The following is an 18275-nucleotide window of genomic DNA, read 5'->3' on the forward strand; positions in this document are numbered from 1 at the left end:
TTATTCCGAATTAGCTCAGTTGGTAGAGCACCTGACTGTTAATCAGGTTGTCGTCAGTTCGAGTCTGACATTCGGAGTTATAACTGGTCTTGGAGAGTTGTCCGAGTTGGCCGAAGGAGCATCATTGGAAATGATGTAAACGGGTGAATGCCTGTTTCAAGGGTTCGAATCCCTTACTCTCCGTACACCTTATAGTTATGACCCGTTGGTCAAGTGGTTTAAGACACTGCCCTTTCACGGCAGTAACATGGGTTCGAATCCCGTACGGGTCATTTATATTTGGAGGATTAGCTCAGTTGGGAGAGCATCTGCCTTACAAGCAGGAGGTCACAGGTTCGAGCCCTGTATCCTCCATTCCAAATATATTGGACTGGTTCGTTGGTCTAGTTGGTTTAGGACGCCTGCCTGTCACGCAGGAGGTCACGAGTTCGAGTCTCGTACGAACCGTTGTTGTCATTGACAACATAATTGAATATTTATCTATAGCAAGACATAAATGGTATGGCTCGGTAGCTCAGTTGGTAGAGCAACGGATTGAAGCTCCGTGTGTCGGCAGTTCGATTCTGTCCCGCGCCATTTATGGAGGGGTAGCGAAGTCTGGCTAAACGCGGCGGACTGTAAATCCGCTCCTTCGGGTTCGGTGGTTCGAATCCACTCCCCTCCACCATAGGGATATAGTATAATGGTAGTACAACGGTCTCCAAAACCGTTGGTGCGGGTTCAACTCCTGCTATCCCTGTTAATGTTGCTATGGCGGTAGTGGTGAAGTGGTTAACACATCGGATTGTGGTTCCGACACGCGTGGGTTCGATTCCCACCTACCGCCCTTTTTAATTGGGCTATAGCCAAGTGGTAAGGCACTGGACTTTGACTCCATTATGCGCTGGTTCGAATCCAGCTAGCCCAGTTGAATTCGAACTAAAATGGCGGTATAGCCAAGTGGTAAGGCAGAGGTCTGCAAAACCTTTATCATCGGTTCAAATCCGATTACCGCCTTTGGCTTCATTTTAATATTATGCCGGAGTGGCGGAATTGGCAGACGCGCTGGACTCAAAATCCAGTGATCGCAAGATCGTGTGGGTTCGAACCCCACCTCCGGTACTAATTAAAAAAAGACTATCCGAAAGGGTAGTCTTTTTTTGTATTTGTGATTACTTTAAAAAATATTAAAGTTATGATATTATTTTAAGAGTTATAAGCGTATTCCCGATAGGATTCACCTTGATAGTGAAGATGCCTTGTAACCAAATCAATAGGGGGAATCATTAAAATGCAAGAAAGACATTTATTTACATCAGAATCTGTTTCGGAAGGACATCCAGATAAAATTGCTGATCAAATCAGTGACGCTATCCTAGATGAAATGCTAAAGCAAGATCCTGATTCCAGAGTTGCTTGTGAATGTTCAGTAACTACTGGTTTAGTATTGGTTTTTGGTGAAATTACTACCAAAGCATACGTTAACATTCAAAAAATCGTTAGAGAAACTATCAAAGAAATTGGTTACGACAATGACCAATATGGTTTCGATGGTAATACTTGTGCAGTATTAGTTGCCATTGATGAACAATCACCTGATATTGCTCAAGGTGTTGATGATTCTCTAGAAACTCGTGACAGTAGTGAAGATGCTCTAGATAAGATTGGGGCGGGTGACCAAGGTTTAATGTTTGGTTACGCTGTTGATGAAACGCCTGAATTAATGCCACTACCAATTTCTCTAAGTCACAAATTAATGAGAAAAATTGCTGACTTAAGAAAAGATGGTACAATTCCATACTTAAGACCTGATGCAAAGGCCGAAGTAACTGTTGAATACGATGACAACAACAAGCCTGTTGCCGTTGAAACAGTTGTTTTAAGTACTCAACATGATCCAGATGTTACTTTAGAACAAATTAGAAAAGATGTTATCGAACAAGTAATCAAAGCTGTTATTCCAACTGAATTACTAAATGACAACACCAAATTCTTCATTAATCCTACTGGACGTTTCGTAATTGGTGGACCTCAAGGTGACGCCGGTTTAACTGGTAGAAAGATTATTGTTGATACTTACGGTGGAGCTGCTCACCACGGTGGTGGTGCATTCTCTGGTAAGGATGCTACTAAGGTTGATAGATCAGCAAGTTATGCTGCTAGATACATTGCCAAGAACATCGTTGCTGCTAAGTTAGCTACTCGTATTGAAGTACAAGTTGCTTACGCTATCGGTGTTGCAAAGCCTGTTTCAATTTCTGTAAATACTTTTGGTACAGCTACTGTTTCAGAAAATGACCTAATTAAAGCAATTAGAGAAATTTTTGACTTAAGACCAGCTGGTATCATTAAGATGCTTGACTTAAAGCGTCCTATTTACAAGAAAACAGCTGCTTATGGTCACTTTGGTAGAACTGACGTTGATTTACCTTGGGAACACACTGACAAGGTTGAAGAACTACAAAATTTCTTTAAATAATATATCTTAAAACGATAAAGACGATTTATTTGTAGAAAATTACTTATAAATCGTTTTTATTTTGATGGAGGAACAATGAGTATTAATACGCAAAAGAACAATGTTTTATTAGTAACCATATCATTGTTTATCGCTACATTTATGAGTGCCGTTGAAGGAACGATTGTATCAACTGCGATGCCCACAATTGTAGGGGATTTACATGGTGTTTCAATTATGAACTGGGTGTTCTCAGTTTACTTACTTACCAATGCAATATCGACTCCAATTTATGGAAAGCTATCCGACCAATTTGGTAGAAAGAAGATTTTCATCTTTGGGATTGGAATATTCTTAATCGGATCAATTTTTTCCGGATTGTCTAATTCAATGACAACATTGATTATTTGGCGAGCAATTCAAGGTGTTGGTGCTGGAGTAATTATGCCATTATCCTACACGATTGTTGCTGATATCTATTCAGACGAGAATAGGGGTAAAATCTTAGGATTAAACGGTGCTATTTGGGGGATTGCGTCCATCTTGGCGCCTTTAATAGGTGGATTTTTAGTCGATAGTCTTAGTTGGCACTGGATTTTCTTTTTAAACGTACCGCTAGGAATCATTGCTTTAATTATTTTTATCATGAGTTTTCATGAAAAACATATTGTGGTTAAACAATCAATTGATTATCTAGGAATGATTTATCTATCATTACTATTACTATCATTGATGTACATCATCCAATTGATTAGTGATTTATCTGATAACTGGCAACCAATCTCATACTGTACTTTCTTCTCAATATTATTGTTAATCTTATTTGTAAGAAAAGAACATTGTGCTGAAAACCCAATCATTCCAATGAAGTTACTGAAAAACAGAACGTTTGTTATTCAAAATATCATTGCCTTTCTAATCAGTGGTTTCTTGATGGGACTAGAAGTTTATCTTCCAGTTTGGACCCAGGGAATATTCGGATATCCAGCAACACTTTCTGGTCTAGCTATCACACCAACTTCAATCCTTTGGATCTTTGGTGCATTTGTATCTGGATGGTTATTATCGAAAATGAAGGCATTTTACGCAACAATGTTTGGTTTATTCTTTATTTTAGTTGCTGCCATTTGGGTAGTATTGCTTCCATTTACCGTCTCATTTGCTTGGTTCTTTGCCATCGCAGCAATTTGTGGAATTGGTTTTGGAATCACCATTACCAACGGAACAGTTATCTCACAAAATAGTGTTGAAAAAACAGATGTTGGTGTTGCAACATCATTCAATACATTATGTAGAATATTTGGTCAAACATTGATTGTGGCCGTTTTAGGTATCGTGATGAATAGACAATTAACCATTGGAATTCTTCATACTGATGGTGCTAAGATGGATATGATTAATAAAATTGTTAACGTTAAAACCGCTCATTTAGTTCCTACTAAGTTAATGGAACCATTAAGAAACGTGATTTACGATTCACTACACAAAGTATTTTGGGTATGTTTGTTTATTGTTATCTTTGCGGTAATTGTAAACTTATACGATCGTATTTTAGCTAAAAAATAAAATAAAAAAATTCCAACTTTAATTAGTTGGAATTTTTTTGTATTGCCAATAGGATAGGTGGGCAATGGACCTGATTGATAAATTGATATTGCATAACGGAAAATGCTTTTTGATCTAAACTTTGAGCATATTGAATTACTGCATCCTTTTCTTGTAGACCGCCATCATGACCATAGTATAGAACTAAGACGACGATGCCGTTTACTTCTAGTTTTTCAAGACATGCTTTAATCGCTGTCAGGGTGGTATCTGGTTTGGTAATGATATCCTTATTGCTTCCTGGTAGGTATCCAAGGTTAAAGATGGCGGCATTAATTGATCCATCGACTAGTTTTGCAACATTTTCATGACCAGTATTAAAAAGTGTGACGTTATTACATAAATTTTTGTCATCTAATCTTTTTTTAGTGTAGTTGATTGCTTCTGATTGCACATCGAAGCCGTAAACTTTACCATGCTCACCGACTAACTGTGATAAAAACTCAGTATCATTTCCTTTTCCAACGGTTGCATCAACGACAGTGTCGCCGTTTTGCACCAATTGAGATAAAAGAGTATGACTGTATCTAACTGATGGTTGGATTCTCATTATTTAATTACTCCTTAATTAATAACTATCAATAATTCTAACACATTTGATAATTGTCCTTGATTTTAATTCTGTAGACTGGTATATTTAAAATAATTAAATTACCGAATAGAAATTGTTGATACGAGGTAGTAGATTGGTGTTGCTTTTCAGAAACTAAATGGTCGCTGCGAATTTAGACCAATGCCAATTGAACTAGTCGTAGAGATCTTGACTGAATCTCAGTAGGTTAAGACGTTTTCCGCGTTAAGGACTTGAGATGTATCTATATTTTATAGATAAACTTAGGTGGTACCGCGGAATGTTCGTCCTATAGGCTTTATAGCTTATAGGACTTTTTTATTCGATAACTGATTAAAGGAGGAATTTTTTATGGCTTATAATCACAAAGATGTTGAAAAGAAATGGCAAAAATATTGGGAAACCAATGAAACTTTTAAAACAACTAATGATGAAAATAAAGAAAATTACTATGCTCTAGATATGTTCCCATATCCTTCTGGTCAAGGACTTCACGTAGGACATCCTGAAGGATACACTGCGACTGATATCATGGCTAGATTTAAGAGAATGCAAGGAAAGAACGTATTACATCCAATTGGATTTGATGCATTCGGTTTACCTGCAGAACAATACGCATTGAAGACAGGTAACCATCCTGGTTCATTTACTCAAAAGAACATCGAACACTTTAGAGAACAAATTAAGTCATTAGGTTTCTCATACGACTGGGACAGAGAAGTTGATACTACTGATCCTAAGTACTACAAGTGGACTCAATGGATTTTCGAACAATTATACAAAAAAGGCTTAGCTTACGAAGACGAAATCGAAGTTAACTGGGCTCCAGACTTTATGGGTGGAACCGTTGTTGCTAACGAAGAAGTTATTGATGGTAAGACTGAACGTGGTGGATACCCTGTATACCGTGTTCCAATGAAACAATGGGTATTAAAGATTACTGCATACGCAGATCGCTTAATTGATGACTTGGACGACTTAGACTGGCCAGAAAGCATTAAAGAAATGCAAAGAAACTGGATTGGTCGTTCAAAGGGTGCTAGCGTATTCTTTGGTGTTAAAGATCATAACGAAAAAATCGAAGTATTCACAACTAGACCAGATACATTATTTGGTGCTGGATACATTGTGTTAGCACCTGATCATGATTTAGTAAATAAGATTGCTACTGACGACAAGAAAGAAGCAATTGAAGCTTACCGTAAGGAAGTTGCGACTAAGTCTGATTTAGAACGTACTGATTTAAACAAAGACAAGTCTGGCGTATTTACCGGGGCTTACGGAATTAACCCAGTTAATGGTGAACAAATTCCAATTTGGATTGGTGACTACGTTCTTTCATCATACGGAACTGGTGCAATTATGGCTGTTCCAGCACATGATGACCGTGATTATGAATTTGCCAAGAAATTTGACCTTCCTATCAAACCAGTTATTGAAGGTGGCGATATCGAAAAAGAAGCATACACTGGTGACGGTGTTCATATTAACTCAGACTTCTTAGATGGTATGAACAAAAAAGATGCCATTGACGCTATCGTTAAATGGTTGGAAGACAACAAAGCAGGTCATGCAAAGACTAACTATCGTTTAAGAGACTGGATCTTCTCACGTCAAAGATACTGGGGTGAACCAATCCCAGTTATTCATTGGGAAGACGGTGAAACTGGATTAGTACCAGAAGATGAACTTCCATTGGTATTACCAGAAACTGATAACATTGAACCATCAGGTACCGGTGAATCACCATTAGCTAACATCGACGAATGGGTAAATGTTGTTGATGAAAATGGTCGTAAGGGTAAACGTGAAACTAACACTATGCCACAATGGGCAGGTAGTTCATGGTACTACTTAAGATACATTGATCCACACAACGATAAGATGATCGCTGACCCTGAATTATTAAAGAAATGGCTACCAGTTGACCTATACATTGGTGGTGCAGAACATGCCGTTCTTCACTTACTATATGCTCGTTTCTGGCACAAAGTTCTTTACGATTTAGGTGTTGTTCCTACCAAGGAACCATTCCACAAGTTAGTTAACCAAGGAATGATTTTAGGTACTAACCACGAAAAGATGTCTAAATCAAAGGGTAACGTTGTTAACCCTGACGATATCGTTGAAGAATACGGTGCAGATACATTGAGATTATACGAAATGTTCATGGGCCCATTAACTGAATCAAAACCATGGAGTACAGAAGGTATTAATGGTGCCAACAGATGGGTTAACCGTGTTTGGAGATTAATGATCGATGACGAAGACAAACTTCGTGACCGTATCACTACTGTAAACGACCATAAATTAGATAAGATTTACAACCAAACTGTTAAGAAGGTAACTGATGATTACGAAAATCTTCGTTTCAACGTTGCTATTTCAAGTATGATGGTATTCATTAACGAATGCTACAAGCAAGATAGTCTATTCTTAGACTACATGGAAGGATTCGTGAAGTTAGTTTCACCAATCATTCCACATATGGCTGAAGAACTATGGAGCAAGTTTGGTCATGACGACAGCATTGCTTATGCTAAATGGCCAGAATATGATGAAAGCAAACTAGTTGATGATGAAGTACAAATCGTAGTTCAAGTTAACGGTAAGGTTAGAGCTCATATTAAGGTTGCAGCTGATGCATCTAAGGATGATACTCAAGAAGCAGCTATGAGTGACGACAAGATTAAGGCAGATATTGAAGGAAAGACGGTTAGAAAAGTAATTGTTGTTCCTGGTAAGATTGTAAATATCGTTGCTAACTAAAGAAAAAGAGTGATAATTTAACGATTATCACTCTTTTTTTGTGTCTAATAGTGGTATCATGTTGATTACGAGTAAAATATTGATTAAAATGAACAAGTTAGAGAAATTTGAAAGTGGGAATGCGATATGCATGAACAAGATAAAAATATGAAAGATAATTTAGCTCAGGATAAGATGATTGAGGGTTCCGCATGGATGACTGCGGGAAGCATCTTATCAAGAATATTAGGAGCGGTATACATAATTCCTTGGAGAATGATGCTTGGTGTCTTATACCTTCAGGCTAATTCCTTATATGTTCAAGGATATAATTTTTATAGTATGATTTTAATTATTTCAATAGCTGGTATTCCGTCAGCAATTGCAAAACAGGTTGCACATTACAATGCCTTAAATGAGTATGGCGTCAGTGTTAGGTTATACAAACGAGGATTATTATTATCATTAATTACTGGAATTGTTTGTGCATTAATTCTATATATTGGAGCACCTGCATTTGATAATGGGAATCCTGATTTAATTCCGGTTATGAGATCATTGGCATGGGCCGTATTAATCATTCCAACCATGAGTTTAACCCGTGGGTATTTCCAAGGTTTCCAAGATATGGCACCTTCTGCGATTTCACAATTTGTTGAGCAGCTATTTCGTGTTATTTATATGTTATTAGCTGTGTTCTTTATTATTAAAGTAGTACACGGTAGTTGGGTTACTGCTGTTTCCCAATCGACATTTGCGGCGTTTATTGGGTCAGTCGCTGGATTATTAGTCTTAGGTTGGTACTATTTTAAACGTCGTCGTTATTATCGTTCGTTGGTTAAGAATAGTAATGATAGAATTCATGTAAATGCTAATAAATTATATGTAGAAATCATTCAACAAGCTGTACCTTTCGTTATTTTGGGTGCCGGAATCACTATTTTTCAATTGATTGATCAATTTACATTCTTTAAAATAATGCATGTTGCGACAAATGATTCTAATTTAGTTCTTAACCAGTTGTATGCAATATTTGCTGGTAATGCCAACAAGTTAATAATGATTACCATTTCACTTGCTTCTGCAATGGCAATCACAGTTGTTCCTTTATTATCCGAAGCATACACAAAGGGTGATAAGAAGGAAATCAGCCACCAAATTTCAAGTGGTTTTGTATTATTCTCATTCGTAATGATTCCAGCAGCGTTAGGGATGACAGCTATAGCAGGCCCATTGAATCGTGTCTTTTATGGGACTAGCAATGGTGCATTATCAGCTAACGTATTAGCATTCTCATCCATTATTTCTATATTCTTTGGATTATTCACCGTTGTGACTGCGATGATGCAAGGAATCTCTCAAAACAAAGTTGCCGTAAGATATTTTATATACGGAATTATTGCTAAAATTGTTTCACAATTTCCAATGGTGTTCTTCTTCAAGGAATTCGGCCCTTTAATTTCTTCTGCAATTGGGTTCATGGTTGTAAATGGATTGATTATTAACTCATTAGATCGTCAATTCAAAATTAGAAGTGATAGGATGCTAAACCAAATTAACTGGATTGTGTTATTCTCACTTGTAACCTATCTTGTTGCTTTAGCATCTGTATATGCTGGAAATATGATTATTGGAATATTTGCTAATCCATACACAAGTATTGGTAGTTTGTTTGTTGTAATAGTTTCTACAGCTTTAGGTGGAATGGTATACGTTTACCTTGCACTTAAGAGTAGAATTGCCGATACAGTTATTGGTAGTAAGGCCACATCAATCCGAAACAAATTGAGTATTAAATAAGAACTGAAAGGATTGGTAATGAAGATGAAAAATAAAGACATATTTATGCATCCGTTAATCGCAATCTTATTAGCAATAACCAGCGGTGGAATTGATGCCTACACCTTCATTGAACAAGGTGGGGTATTTGCTGGATTACAAACTGGAAACTCAATTTTATTTGGGATTAGTTTGGCTAATCATGAATTTGATCAATCTTTGAAGTACATTTTCTCAATTATTTTCTTTTCGCTAGGAATTGTGATTATCAAGGTAATGCAAAGAAAACTGGACTCAATTAATATACGAAAAGTGATAATCATGTTTTATGAAATTGTGGTTATTATGATTGTTGGTTTACTAGTTAAAGATACCTCGTCAGTTTTAATCGTTGGACTGTTATCGTTAGTATCAGCTGCCCAGTTACAAGAATTCAAACTGCTAAAGGGTAATCCATTTAATCCACTTATGATGACCGGAAACATTAGCAAAATCGCTAATAATGCTTATTTAGCATTGGTTGATCATGATAAAAAAGCCCAATCACTATTGATGGATACCATCATGGTAATTACAAGTTTCATTTTAGGAACTTTCATCATTGGGATTGTCGATCATTACCTAAATGCTTATTCAGTACTAGTATTAATTATTCCTTTATCATTGGTAATAATTTTTAACTTTATAAATCGAAAATAAAAAAGACGGAATCGATTATGATTCTGTCTTTTTTTCGTTTGCTTTCATGAATTCAGGGATGCGTTCAATGATTTGGGTAGGAAGAACGACATATTGGTTCTCAGCTAATTTATCTGCGATTGCGCTGTGAGCATATACTGCAGATAAAACTGCATTAGTTGTATCTGAGAATTGTGCCACAAACCCGGCAATCATTCCAGCTAGAGTGTCACCCATACCACCCGTTGCTTGTGCAGGGGTACCACCAGGGTTAACCCAGATATCATCTTTACTATATACCTTGGTATGGTGAGACTTAACAACAACCGTAGCGTTTAATTGTTTGACCACTTTTTGATTATTTTCATCGGTTTGGTCACTAATTTTAATGCCAGATAATCTTTGCCATTCCATTTGATGTGGTGTGAAAATAAGCTTTGCATCTGGCAAATCAAGAGTATGGTTGGCGATAAGTGTGATGGCTGAACCATCAATAATTAATTTTTGTGTTGGTTGGATGTTATTAAAAACAGTCTTTAAGATTGTAAGACTATTTTCATCAGTTCCAAGGCCGGGACCGATTAGTACAATATCGAATCCGTTAAGCATTGATTTAATGCTATCTAAATCATTAAAGTCTACAAACATTGCTTCAGGAATGTGGGTATGAAGACTAGAAAGATTAACCGAATCTGTAAAAGTAGTTGTTAATCCTGCACCAGAATAGACACAGGCTTTAGAAGCCATGATAATGGCACCGCCAAAGTTATTAGTTCCACCAATAATACCAACTCGTCCAAACGTTCCCTTATGGCTATTATTTGGGCGTTTAATAATGGTCTTATCAACGATGTCAGTTGAAATTTCTGTCATATTAATTCCTCCTAACGCTTTATCTTCAGTATATCACTAAAAATTTGGGACTTCATTGATGTGTTTTTATTAGATTATGCTAAAATATATGGAAAGGTAAGGGAGGATTTCAAAATGATTAATTGGGATAAATTAGCTCAAGACTACAAAGAAGATTATCTAAAGGATTTAGCTGACTTAATTTCTATCGATAGTGAAAGAAATGATAATGAGTCTACTGATGAATTTCCTTTAGGACCTGGTCCAGCTAAAGCATTAGTAAAGTACTTAGAAATTGGTAAACGCGACGGTTTCACTGTCAAAAACTTGGATAACCTAGTTGGTTACATAGAATACGGTAGTGGAGATAAGACATTTGCTATTTTAGCCCATGCTGATGTCATGCCAGCCGGTGAAGGATGGGACAGCAATCCATTTGAAATGATGATCAAAGACGGCAAAGTATTTGGTCGTGGTTCCTCCGACGACAAGGGACCTGGTTTGGCAGCATACTATGGTCTAAAGATGATGAAGGACCAAGGAATTGAACCTAACTGCAAGATTCGATTTATTATTGGTACCGATGAAGAAAGTAATTGGACTGGAATGAAGCATTACTTTAAGTTAGAACCCGAACCTGACTTTGGGTTCTCTCCAGATGCTCAATTCCCAGTTATTAATGGTGAAAAAGGTAATACAACATTTGAAACTACTTTTGGTACTAACCAAGAAGACACAGCTGATTACTACTTAGCTAACTTCGATGCTGGTTTAAGAGAAAACATGGTACCAAGGGATGCTTTTGCTGATGTTAAGACTGTATTTAAAGACCAAATGGCAGAAGAATTCTCAACATTTATGCAAGATCGTAAACTAGATGGTGGTTCTGAAATCACTGAAGATGGTATCAAATTACACTTAATTGGTAAGTCAGCACACGGAATGGAACCAAGAAACGGTGTTAATGGGGGAACATTCCTTGCTAACTTCCTACGAGGCTATGATTTCTCTGGTGATGCTAAGAACTTCATTAAGTTTGTTGCAGAATTCCTACATGGTGATTCTCGTGCAAACAGAATCGGTGCTAACTACACGGATGAAATCATGGGGGACTTAACAATGAACGTTGGTATTCTAAAGTTCAACCCAACTGATGGTGGTTTCGTTAATACTAACTTCAGATATCCTAAGGGTATTAGTGTTGAAACCATTGGTGAACACCTAAGCCAGGCTGCTAAGGTAATGGATGGTACTGTTAAGAACACAGACGACATGGTTCCTCACTATGTTGATCCAAAAGACCCAATCGTAAACAAACTAATCAATGTTTACCGTGAACGTACTGGCAAGACTGAAGCTCAACCACAAGTTGTTGGTGGTGGTACTTACGGTCGTATGATGAAGAGAGGGGTAGCATTCGGTGCTGAATTCCCATGGACTGTAAACACAATGCACCAAGCTAATGAATACCAAGTTTTAGATGACTTGATGTTAGCAATGGCAATTTATGGTCAATCAATTTTTGAACTAGGTACATTAGAAGATAACTAAACACAAAAAAATCCCAAATCATTATGATTCGGGATTTTTTATTATCTGATTTTTTTAAGTTCTTCATCAATCATGTTTAAAACGATGTCGACGTTAGCATCTTCTGATAGGTCATATTTTTGAAGGTCAATCTTCATCTTAGGACTCTTATCGTATTCTTCATACCATTGTTTGTAGGCTGACCACATGTGATAATAATATTCTTTTAACTTAGGATCGTTATCGAATTGTTCATAGTCACGGCCGCGCATTTTAATTCTGTGTAGAATGGTTTCAAAATCGGTTTCAGCATATACCATTAGGTCTGGAGCTTTTTTAGGAAGTTGATCTAATTCGCCCATCATTTTGTCCAATAATTCTAGGTAAATCTTCAATTCCATGTCTGAAATATTACCTTCAGCATTATTCTGTTTTGTGAAAAGGGCATCTTCATAGATTGATCTATCTAAGATATTGTTATCATCTGATAGCGCCTTTTTAATCATTGAAAAACGTTTGTTTAAAAAGTAAATTTGTAATAAGAATCCATATTGTTCCGGATTGTTATAGTACAAAGGCAAAACAGGATTTTCACCAACTGGTTCGTAGAAGGCCTTAGTACCTAAATGTTTTGCGATTTTACCGGTCAAAGTTGTCTTACCAACACCAATCATCCCTGCTGTAATTATCACCATATTAACTCCTCATTTTTGAAATAGTAATAATATTTTATCATATTTTAAAACCGAACTTAATATCAAAAAGAAAAACCCAGGCATAAAAATACCTGGGTTTGTTGTTATTTGTTATTTTTTTGTTCTGAAAGTAAATCACGGATTTCACCTAATAGGATGTCAGTCTTGGTATCCTTAGGAGTAGTATCGCGTTTTGAAACTTTGTTGTAAGTTCTTACAATTAAGAATACAACGAAGGCAACAATCAAGAAGTTAATAACATCGTTGATGAAACTACCAACTCTGAAGTGAGCTGAACCCACTGAGAAGACGATTGATGATAAGTTCATTTTACCCATGAAAATTCCAATTAAAGGATTAATCAAGTTTGAAGTAAATGACTTAACGATGGTTGTGAATGCTGAACCAATGATTACACCAACGGCTAAATCTAAGACATTACCTTTAGAGATGAATGCTTTGAATTCTTTAAACAAATTGCAAACCTCCTTTCACTATGTAACTACATTTAATACTAACATAAAAAAATATAAAGAATTACTTAAATCTGTATACTTAAGATATTTTTAGGAATATTATGAAACTACATAAGGGGTGATACGAGTGAATTATAGAAAAACAATTTTTGCGACACTAAGTGCCTCTGTTTTATTGGGAACAGCATTTAATTACAACGTTGATGCTCAAGCTAAAAAAACGGTACATAAGGTTAAGATTCATAAAAAGGCCAAAGCTAAATCTAGTTCAGCGACTTCAAACTTTGCGATTATTCTAAAAACAAGGAGTAATAGTAAACTAGAAAATTATGTTTTGACCAAGCATAAGAAGTTCTTATCTACCAAACAGTTTGCCAACCGTTATGGACAAACTAATAGAACTGTTGCTGCAATTCAAAAGTATTTCAAAAAGTATCATGTTAAGACTACTAAATATGCAGGAAACCTAGTTCTAAGAGGTTATGGTAGCAATACTAACATTCAAAAAGCGCTTAAGTATAAGCAAGTGAGAGTGAAGGTTAACGGTAAGTTCGTTTACCGTCCAAACCACGAACCAAAAATGAGAGGGAAGCTTCAAAAACATGTTAATGGATTCATGGGGCTAAGTAACTATGATCACGTTAATAGCGATGCTGCTAAGAAAATTAAGAGTATTTCAATGAAGCGTAGCCCTAAGGACTTCATCAGTCGTTACGGTGCAACCTCACTAAAACAAGCTAAACGTGGTAGTAAACATGGAATTGGGATTATCTCATTTGGTGGCTTCAAAAATTCTGACATTACAAGATTTTGGAAGAAGGTAGGAGTTCCTTCAAGTATTAAACGAGTTCACGTTTATAAGGATGCCTATGCCTCAATCAAGTCACAAAGTGATGAAACCACAATGGATATCCAACAAGCTGGTGCAATAGCCCCTAAGTCCCACATCAATGTGTATATTTCTCAACCAACTATCTCTGGCATGGTAGAGAGCTTCGCTAAAGCAATCAGTGCTAACAAGTCTGACAGTTTATCATTAAGTTGGGGAATCAGCGAAGCTGAATTACAACAAATGATGAACGATGGATTCATTCCAAAGAGCTACAATTCAATTATGAATAGCTTGTTATTACAAGGTGCAGCGCAAGGAATTAGTATCTTTAATTCAACCGGTGATAACGGTGCCTATGATGGTATTGAAGGTGGTGTCACTGGATTAACAGTTGAATCTCCTGCATCTTCTCCATTCATCACAGCCGTTGGGGCAACCAGTGTGCCAATCAGCTATACTGTCAACGGCCATAAGGTTAAGATTGATAAGGAACGTGCATGGTCAAATGATTTCTTATACCCATACTTTAACCAATTGAAGCTATACAATAGTGATCAAAATAGTTTCCTAAGCACTTACTTTGCGGGAACCGGTGGTGGTTTCAGTAAGTTCAACCAAACACCTACCTACCAAAGCAATATTAGTGGTGTAAATAGTTACAACGCTATTCAATACTGGAACATGGATAGCGGTTATGCAAAACAATACGCCAAGCCAACCCAAACATCGTCAACTGCATCTGGTAGAAACCTACCAGACATTGTGGCAAACGGTGATCCTCAAACCGGATACACTGTGTTATATAACAACCAATGGTTTACAGATGGTGGAACAAGTATCGTTGCTCCTCAAATTGCTGCAGTAAATGCTTTGTTCGCTACTAGAGCAAATCATCGTTTCGGACTATGGAATCCACAATTATATGCGCTTGCTAACAATGGCAACTCACCATTTAACACTTTAGATTCTGATAAAGACAATAGTAACTTGTATTACACCGGACAACCCGGGAAGAAATACAACCAAGCTACTGGTTTGGGAACCGTTAACTACGGTAAGTTATATCAATTAATGAAATAGAAAAAAGCCATCCTAATTAAGGATGGCTTTTTTAGTTATTTATTAGTCTAGTGGTTCATTGATTCGTTCTAACATTTCCTTAGCAATTAAGGCATGCTTTGAATATTTCTTTAATTGATGGGTAGTGATTTTAGTAGCAGTCATTTTTTCAAATGCAGCACTGTAATCAATAGCGACAGTGTCAGCTGGAATCTTAATTGGTTCTAAGATACGCTTCTTGAAAGCATCACAAGAATCTTGATAAGCCTTTTGTAATCTTTCAACAGTTTCATCATAGCTGTGTGAGATTAAAGACTTTGCGAAACGAAAATCCTTACGATTGTACTTGTTACAAATGAACATTACTAACCCAATCATTTTATCTCTTTTTGCTTCTGCCATAATTTCATCTTCTTTCGATTAGATATCGTGTCTATGACTTTATTATAGTATTAAAAATTTATTTTTCTCAAGAAAACAGATTATCTTTATAAATTCTTAATTATTAAACAAGATAAATGAAATTGATGCTTATAACTACTATAATTATTAATAGAAAGTGAATTCAGGAGGATTGAAATGCCAAATCAAGATTATATCGAGGTTCATAATGCTTTTCAAAACAACTTAAAGCACTTAGATATCAGCATCAAGAAGCATGCAATTACGGTTTTTACTGGACTATCCGGTGCCGGAAAGTCATCGCTTGTTTTTGATACTATTGCCGCTAACTCTAGAAGAGAGTTAAACGAAACATTTCCTAGTTTCACGCAACAATACCTACCAAAGTATGGAGCTCCACATGTAGGAAGAATCGACAATCTACCTGTAGCCATTGTGATTCAACAAAAGAAGGTCGGTAAAAATCCACGATCAACACTTGCTACCTACACTGGAATTTATTCATTATTGAGATTATTATTCTCTAGAATTGGTAAACCTTGGGTTGGATACTCAGATACATTTTCATTCAACTTACCTCAAGGGATGTGTGATAAGTGTCAGGGACTAGGTTACATTGATCACATCAATCCAGATAAAGTGATTGATTACGATAAGTCATTAAACGAAGGGGCAATTACATTCGTAAGTTTTGGTCCTGGAACATGGCGTTGGAAACGTTATGCATACACTGGCTTATTCGACAACGATAAGAAGATTAGAGACTATTCTGAAAAAGAATTAAATGATTTATTATATGCACCACAACACCATTTAACTGATGCTCCTAAAGAATGGAAGAAGTCCATTTTGTATGAAGGTGTCATTCCAAGAATCAAACGTTCAATCATTGAAAGTAAAGAAGGAGAACACCATAAGGAAGCCATTCAAGAAATCGTTACTAGAACAGCTTGTGATAAGTGTCATGGGACTAAGTTGAGACCAGAGGTTCTTACTTGTAAGATTAATGGCTGTAACATTGCTGATGTCTTACAAATGGACTTAAACCACGTCATCGAATTTCTAGATTCAATTGATGAAAAACTAACAGTCGATTTATTGAGAGAACTAACTACCAAGATTCAATCATTAATCGATTTAGGTTTAGGTTATTTAACATTGGACAGAAGTACTGACACATTATCCGGTGGGGAAACTCAAAGAATTAAGATTGCTAAGTACATGAATAGTTCATTATCTGACATGGTTTACATTTTAGATGAACCAAGTGTTGGATTACATCCAGCGGATATTAAACTAATCAGTCATGCGTTGAGAAAATTAAAGGATAAGGGCAACACAGTCCTAGTCGTTGAACATAATCCGGAATTGATTCCAATTGCCGACTACGTTGTCGAAATTGGTCCTAAACCGGGTAAAGATGGTGGAAAGATTATGTTCGATGGCAAGTATTCAGACCTGATTAAGAGTGACACCATCACTGGTAAGTTATTACAAGAACCATTGGTATTTAAGAAGGCTAAGGATTTCAATGACACCTTAGATTTAAAGGATGTAAACATTCATAATCTAAAGCATGCCAATGTATCAATCCCATTAAACGCGCAAACAGTTATTTCAGGGGTTGCCGGATCTGGTAAGAGTTCATTAATCCAAGCGGTTAGGGACAAGCTAAAGACCGGCTACATTGATTTAACTCAAGATGCCGTTGGGGTAAACATTCGTTCAACTCCAGCTACTTATCTAAATATCCTAGATGATATTAGAAAGTTATTTGGGGATGCTAACAAGGTTTCACGACAACTATTTAGCTACAATGGAAAAGGAAAATGTCCGTTATGTAAGGGTCGTGGAGTTCAAATTACTAACATGGCATTCATGGATCCTGTTGTTCAAACTTGTGAAAAATGTCATGGAAAACGTTATAGTGACGAAGCACTACAATACAAACTAAATGGTTTAGACATTGCCGAAGTATTGAATCTATCAATTAAAGAAGCAATTAAGTTCTTCAGTGACATTGCCGAAATCCACGATAAGTTAGTTAATATGCAAAAGGTTGGTTTGGATTACCTTTCACTTGGTCAATCACTTGATACATTATCAGGTGGGGAAGTTCAAAGATTAAAACTAGCATTACAACTAAACAAGACTGGTACTGTCTACTTGTTAGATGAACCAACAGCCGGTTTGCATATGAAGGATGTATCAATAATGACTAATTTATTCGATGAATTAGTGGAAAAGGGTAACACCCTAATCATTGTTGAACATAATTTATCTGTAATTAGTAAGTCAGATTGGATGATTGACGTCGGTCCTAAGGCGGGTCGTTACGGTGGTGAAATTCTATATTCAGGAACACCAAAAGATGCTTTAAATGACGCTAAATCAGTCACAGGAAACGCGATGAAAGAATACAACAATGCTCGTAAATAAAAGACGCTAGGCAGCGTCTTTTTGTTTTATACAAATTTATAGCGGTTTTTAGATGATTTCACTGGACAGAAGAGTAGATATGATTATACTTAATAATATTAGTTTGTGTACTATATAAATTTGTATCATTGGTTAAATTGCTATTTTTATGGCCTAAAATCTAAATATTTTG

General features: G+C 36.4%; 13 protein-coding genes, 12 tRNA genes, 1 riboswitch and 1 other annotated feature. Of the genes, 20 read left to right on the forward strand and 5 right to left on the reverse strand.

Going from position 1 to position 18275, the window contains the following annotated elements; all coding sequences use genetic code 11:
* Positions 1-4: 4 nt before the first annotated feature.
* The 14 genes from RZ79_RS02810 to RZ79_RS02875 all read left to right on the forward strand — a co-directional run bounded on the left by RZ79_RS02810 (position 5) and on the right by RZ79_RS02875 (position 4003).
* Positions 5-77, forward strand: a tRNA-Asn gene (locus tag RZ79_RS02810).
* A 14-nt stretch (positions 78-91) separates the two neighbouring features.
* Positions 92-183: transfer RNA gene (locus RZ79_RS02815), tRNA-Ser, on the forward strand.
* 16 nt (positions 184-199) lie between these two features.
* A tRNA-Glu gene (locus RZ79_RS02820) sits at positions 200-272 on the forward strand.
* Between the two features lie 9 nt (positions 273-281).
* Positions 282-354: transfer RNA gene (locus tag RZ79_RS02825), tRNA-Val, on the forward strand.
* 18 nt (positions 355-372) lie between these two features.
* Positions 373-447 (forward strand) — tRNA-Asp (locus tag RZ79_RS02830).
* Positions 448-503: 56 nt separating this feature from the next.
* Positions 504-576 (forward strand) — tRNA-Phe (locus tag RZ79_RS02835).
* Positions 577-581: 5 nt separating this feature from the next.
* Positions 582-667, forward strand: a tRNA-Tyr gene (locus tag RZ79_RS02840).
* A 1-nt stretch (position 668) separates the two neighbouring features.
* Positions 669-739: transfer RNA gene (locus RZ79_RS02845), tRNA-Trp, on the forward strand.
* A 14-nt stretch (positions 740-753) separates the two neighbouring features.
* A tRNA-His gene (locus RZ79_RS02850) sits at positions 754-826 on the forward strand.
* Between the two features lie 9 nt (positions 827-835).
* Positions 836-907 (forward strand) — tRNA-Gln (locus RZ79_RS02855).
* An 18-nt stretch (positions 908-925) separates the two neighbouring features.
* Positions 926-996, forward strand: a tRNA-Cys gene (locus RZ79_RS02860).
* 21 nt (positions 997-1017) lie between these two features.
* Positions 1018-1101 (forward strand) — tRNA-Leu (locus tag RZ79_RS02865).
* Between the two features lie 86 nt (positions 1102-1187).
* Positions 1188-1273: riboswitch (SMK box riboswitch) on the forward strand.
* Positions 1271-2458, forward strand: coding sequence for a methionine adenosyltransferase (metK, locus tag RZ79_RS02870; RefSeq protein ID WP_054449882.1), 1188 nt, complete (start codon positions 1271-1273; stop codon positions 2456-2458). (Overlaps the previous riboswitch by 3 nt.)
* Positions 2459-2533: 75 nt before the next feature.
* Entirely contained in the window at positions 2534-4003 is a 1470-nt protein-coding gene (locus RZ79_RS02875) for an MDR family MFS transporter (RefSeq protein ID WP_054449883.1), read from the forward strand.
* Positions 4004-4025: 22 nt separating this feature from the next.
* Here RZ79_RS02875 and mnmM read toward each other — a convergent pair whose 3' ends face one another.
* On the reverse strand, positions 4026-4592 hold the full coding sequence (gene mnmM / locus RZ79_RS02880; RefSeq protein ID WP_054449884.1) for a tRNA 5-(aminomethyl)-2-thiouridylate-methyltransferase MnmM: 567 nt from the start codon (positions 4590-4592) through the stop codon (positions 4026-4028).
* A gap of 109 nt (positions 4593-4701) precedes the next feature.
* Positions 4702-4908, forward strand: a binding site (T-box leader).
* A 56-nt stretch (positions 4909-4964) separates the two neighbouring features.
* Here mnmM and leuS point away from each other — a divergent pair.
* The 3 genes from leuS to RZ79_RS02895 all read left to right on the forward strand — a co-directional run bounded on the left by leuS (position 4965) and on the right by RZ79_RS02895 (position 9839).
* On the forward strand, positions 4965-7382 hold the full coding sequence (leuS, locus tag RZ79_RS02885) for a leucine--tRNA ligase (protein ID WP_054449885.1): 2418 nt from the start codon (positions 4965-4967) through the stop codon (positions 7380-7382).
* Between the two features lie 126 nt (positions 7383-7508).
* A complete protein-coding gene (locus RZ79_RS02890) occupies positions 7509-9161 on the forward strand; it encodes a putative polysaccharide biosynthesis protein (RefSeq protein ID WP_054449886.1) in 1653 nt (550 codons plus the stop codon).
* 18 nt (positions 9162-9179) lie between these two features.
* Positions 9180-9839: a YoaK family protein gene (locus tag RZ79_RS02895; RefSeq protein ID WP_057705443.1), complete on the forward strand. Its 660-nt coding sequence runs from the start codon at positions 9180-9182 to the stop codon at positions 9837-9839.
* A 15-nt stretch (positions 9840-9854) separates the two neighbouring features.
* On the opposite strand, the gene RZ79_RS02900 is transcribed toward RZ79_RS02895, so the two are convergent.
* Entirely contained in the window at positions 9855-10691 is an 837-nt protein-coding gene (locus RZ79_RS02900; RefSeq protein ID WP_054449888.1) for an NAD(P)H-hydrate dehydratase, read from the reverse strand.
* A gap of 114 nt (positions 10692-10805) precedes the next feature.
* Between RZ79_RS02900 and pepV the strand changes: the two genes are divergently transcribed.
* Positions 10806-12221: a dipeptidase PepV gene (gene pepV, locus RZ79_RS02905; RefSeq protein ID WP_054449889.1), complete on the forward strand. Its 1416-nt coding sequence runs from the start codon at positions 10806-10808 to the stop codon at positions 12219-12221.
* Positions 12222-12262: 41 nt separating this feature from the next.
* Here the strand turns inward: pepV and RZ79_RS02910 are convergent, their stop codons facing one another.
* Both RZ79_RS02910 and mscL read right to left on the reverse strand, forming a co-directional pair.
* Positions 12263-12895 (reverse strand): deoxynucleoside kinase, encoded by a 633-nt coding sequence (locus RZ79_RS02910; RefSeq protein ID WP_053791689.1) that lies wholly within the window; start codon positions 12893-12895, stop codon positions 12263-12265.
* A gap of 104 nt (positions 12896-12999) precedes the next feature.
* On the reverse strand, positions 13000-13371 hold the full coding sequence (gene mscL, locus RZ79_RS02915) for a large-conductance mechanosensitive channel protein MscL (RefSeq protein WP_053795348.1): 372 nt from the start codon (positions 13369-13371) through the stop codon (positions 13000-13002).
* Between the two features lie 127 nt (positions 13372-13498).
* Between mscL and RZ79_RS02920 the strand changes: the two genes are divergently transcribed.
* Positions 13499-15283: a S53 family peptidase gene (locus RZ79_RS02920; protein WP_054449890.1), complete on the forward strand. Its 1785-nt coding sequence runs from the start codon at positions 13499-13501 to the stop codon at positions 15281-15283.
* Positions 15284-15325: 42 nt separating this feature from the next.
* On the opposite strand, the gene RZ79_RS02925 is transcribed toward RZ79_RS02920, so the two are convergent.
* Positions 15326-15664, reverse strand: a complete 339-nt coding sequence (locus RZ79_RS02925; RefSeq protein WP_053795350.1) for a hypothetical protein — start codon at positions 15662-15664, stop codon at positions 15326-15328.
* 177 nt (positions 15665-15841) lie between these two features.
* On the opposite strand from RZ79_RS02925, the gene RZ79_RS02930 reads away from it, so the two are divergent.
* Entirely contained in the window at positions 15842-18103 is a 2262-nt protein-coding gene (locus RZ79_RS02930; protein WP_054449891.1) for an ATP-binding cassette domain-containing protein, read from the forward strand.
* Positions 18104-18275 lie beyond the last annotated feature (172 nt).

Source organism: Apilactobacillus kunkeei DSM 12361 = ATCC 700308, from assembly GCF_001281265.1.
Lineage (GTDB): Bacteria > Bacillota > Bacilli > Lactobacillales > Lactobacillaceae > Apilactobacillus > Apilactobacillus kunkeei.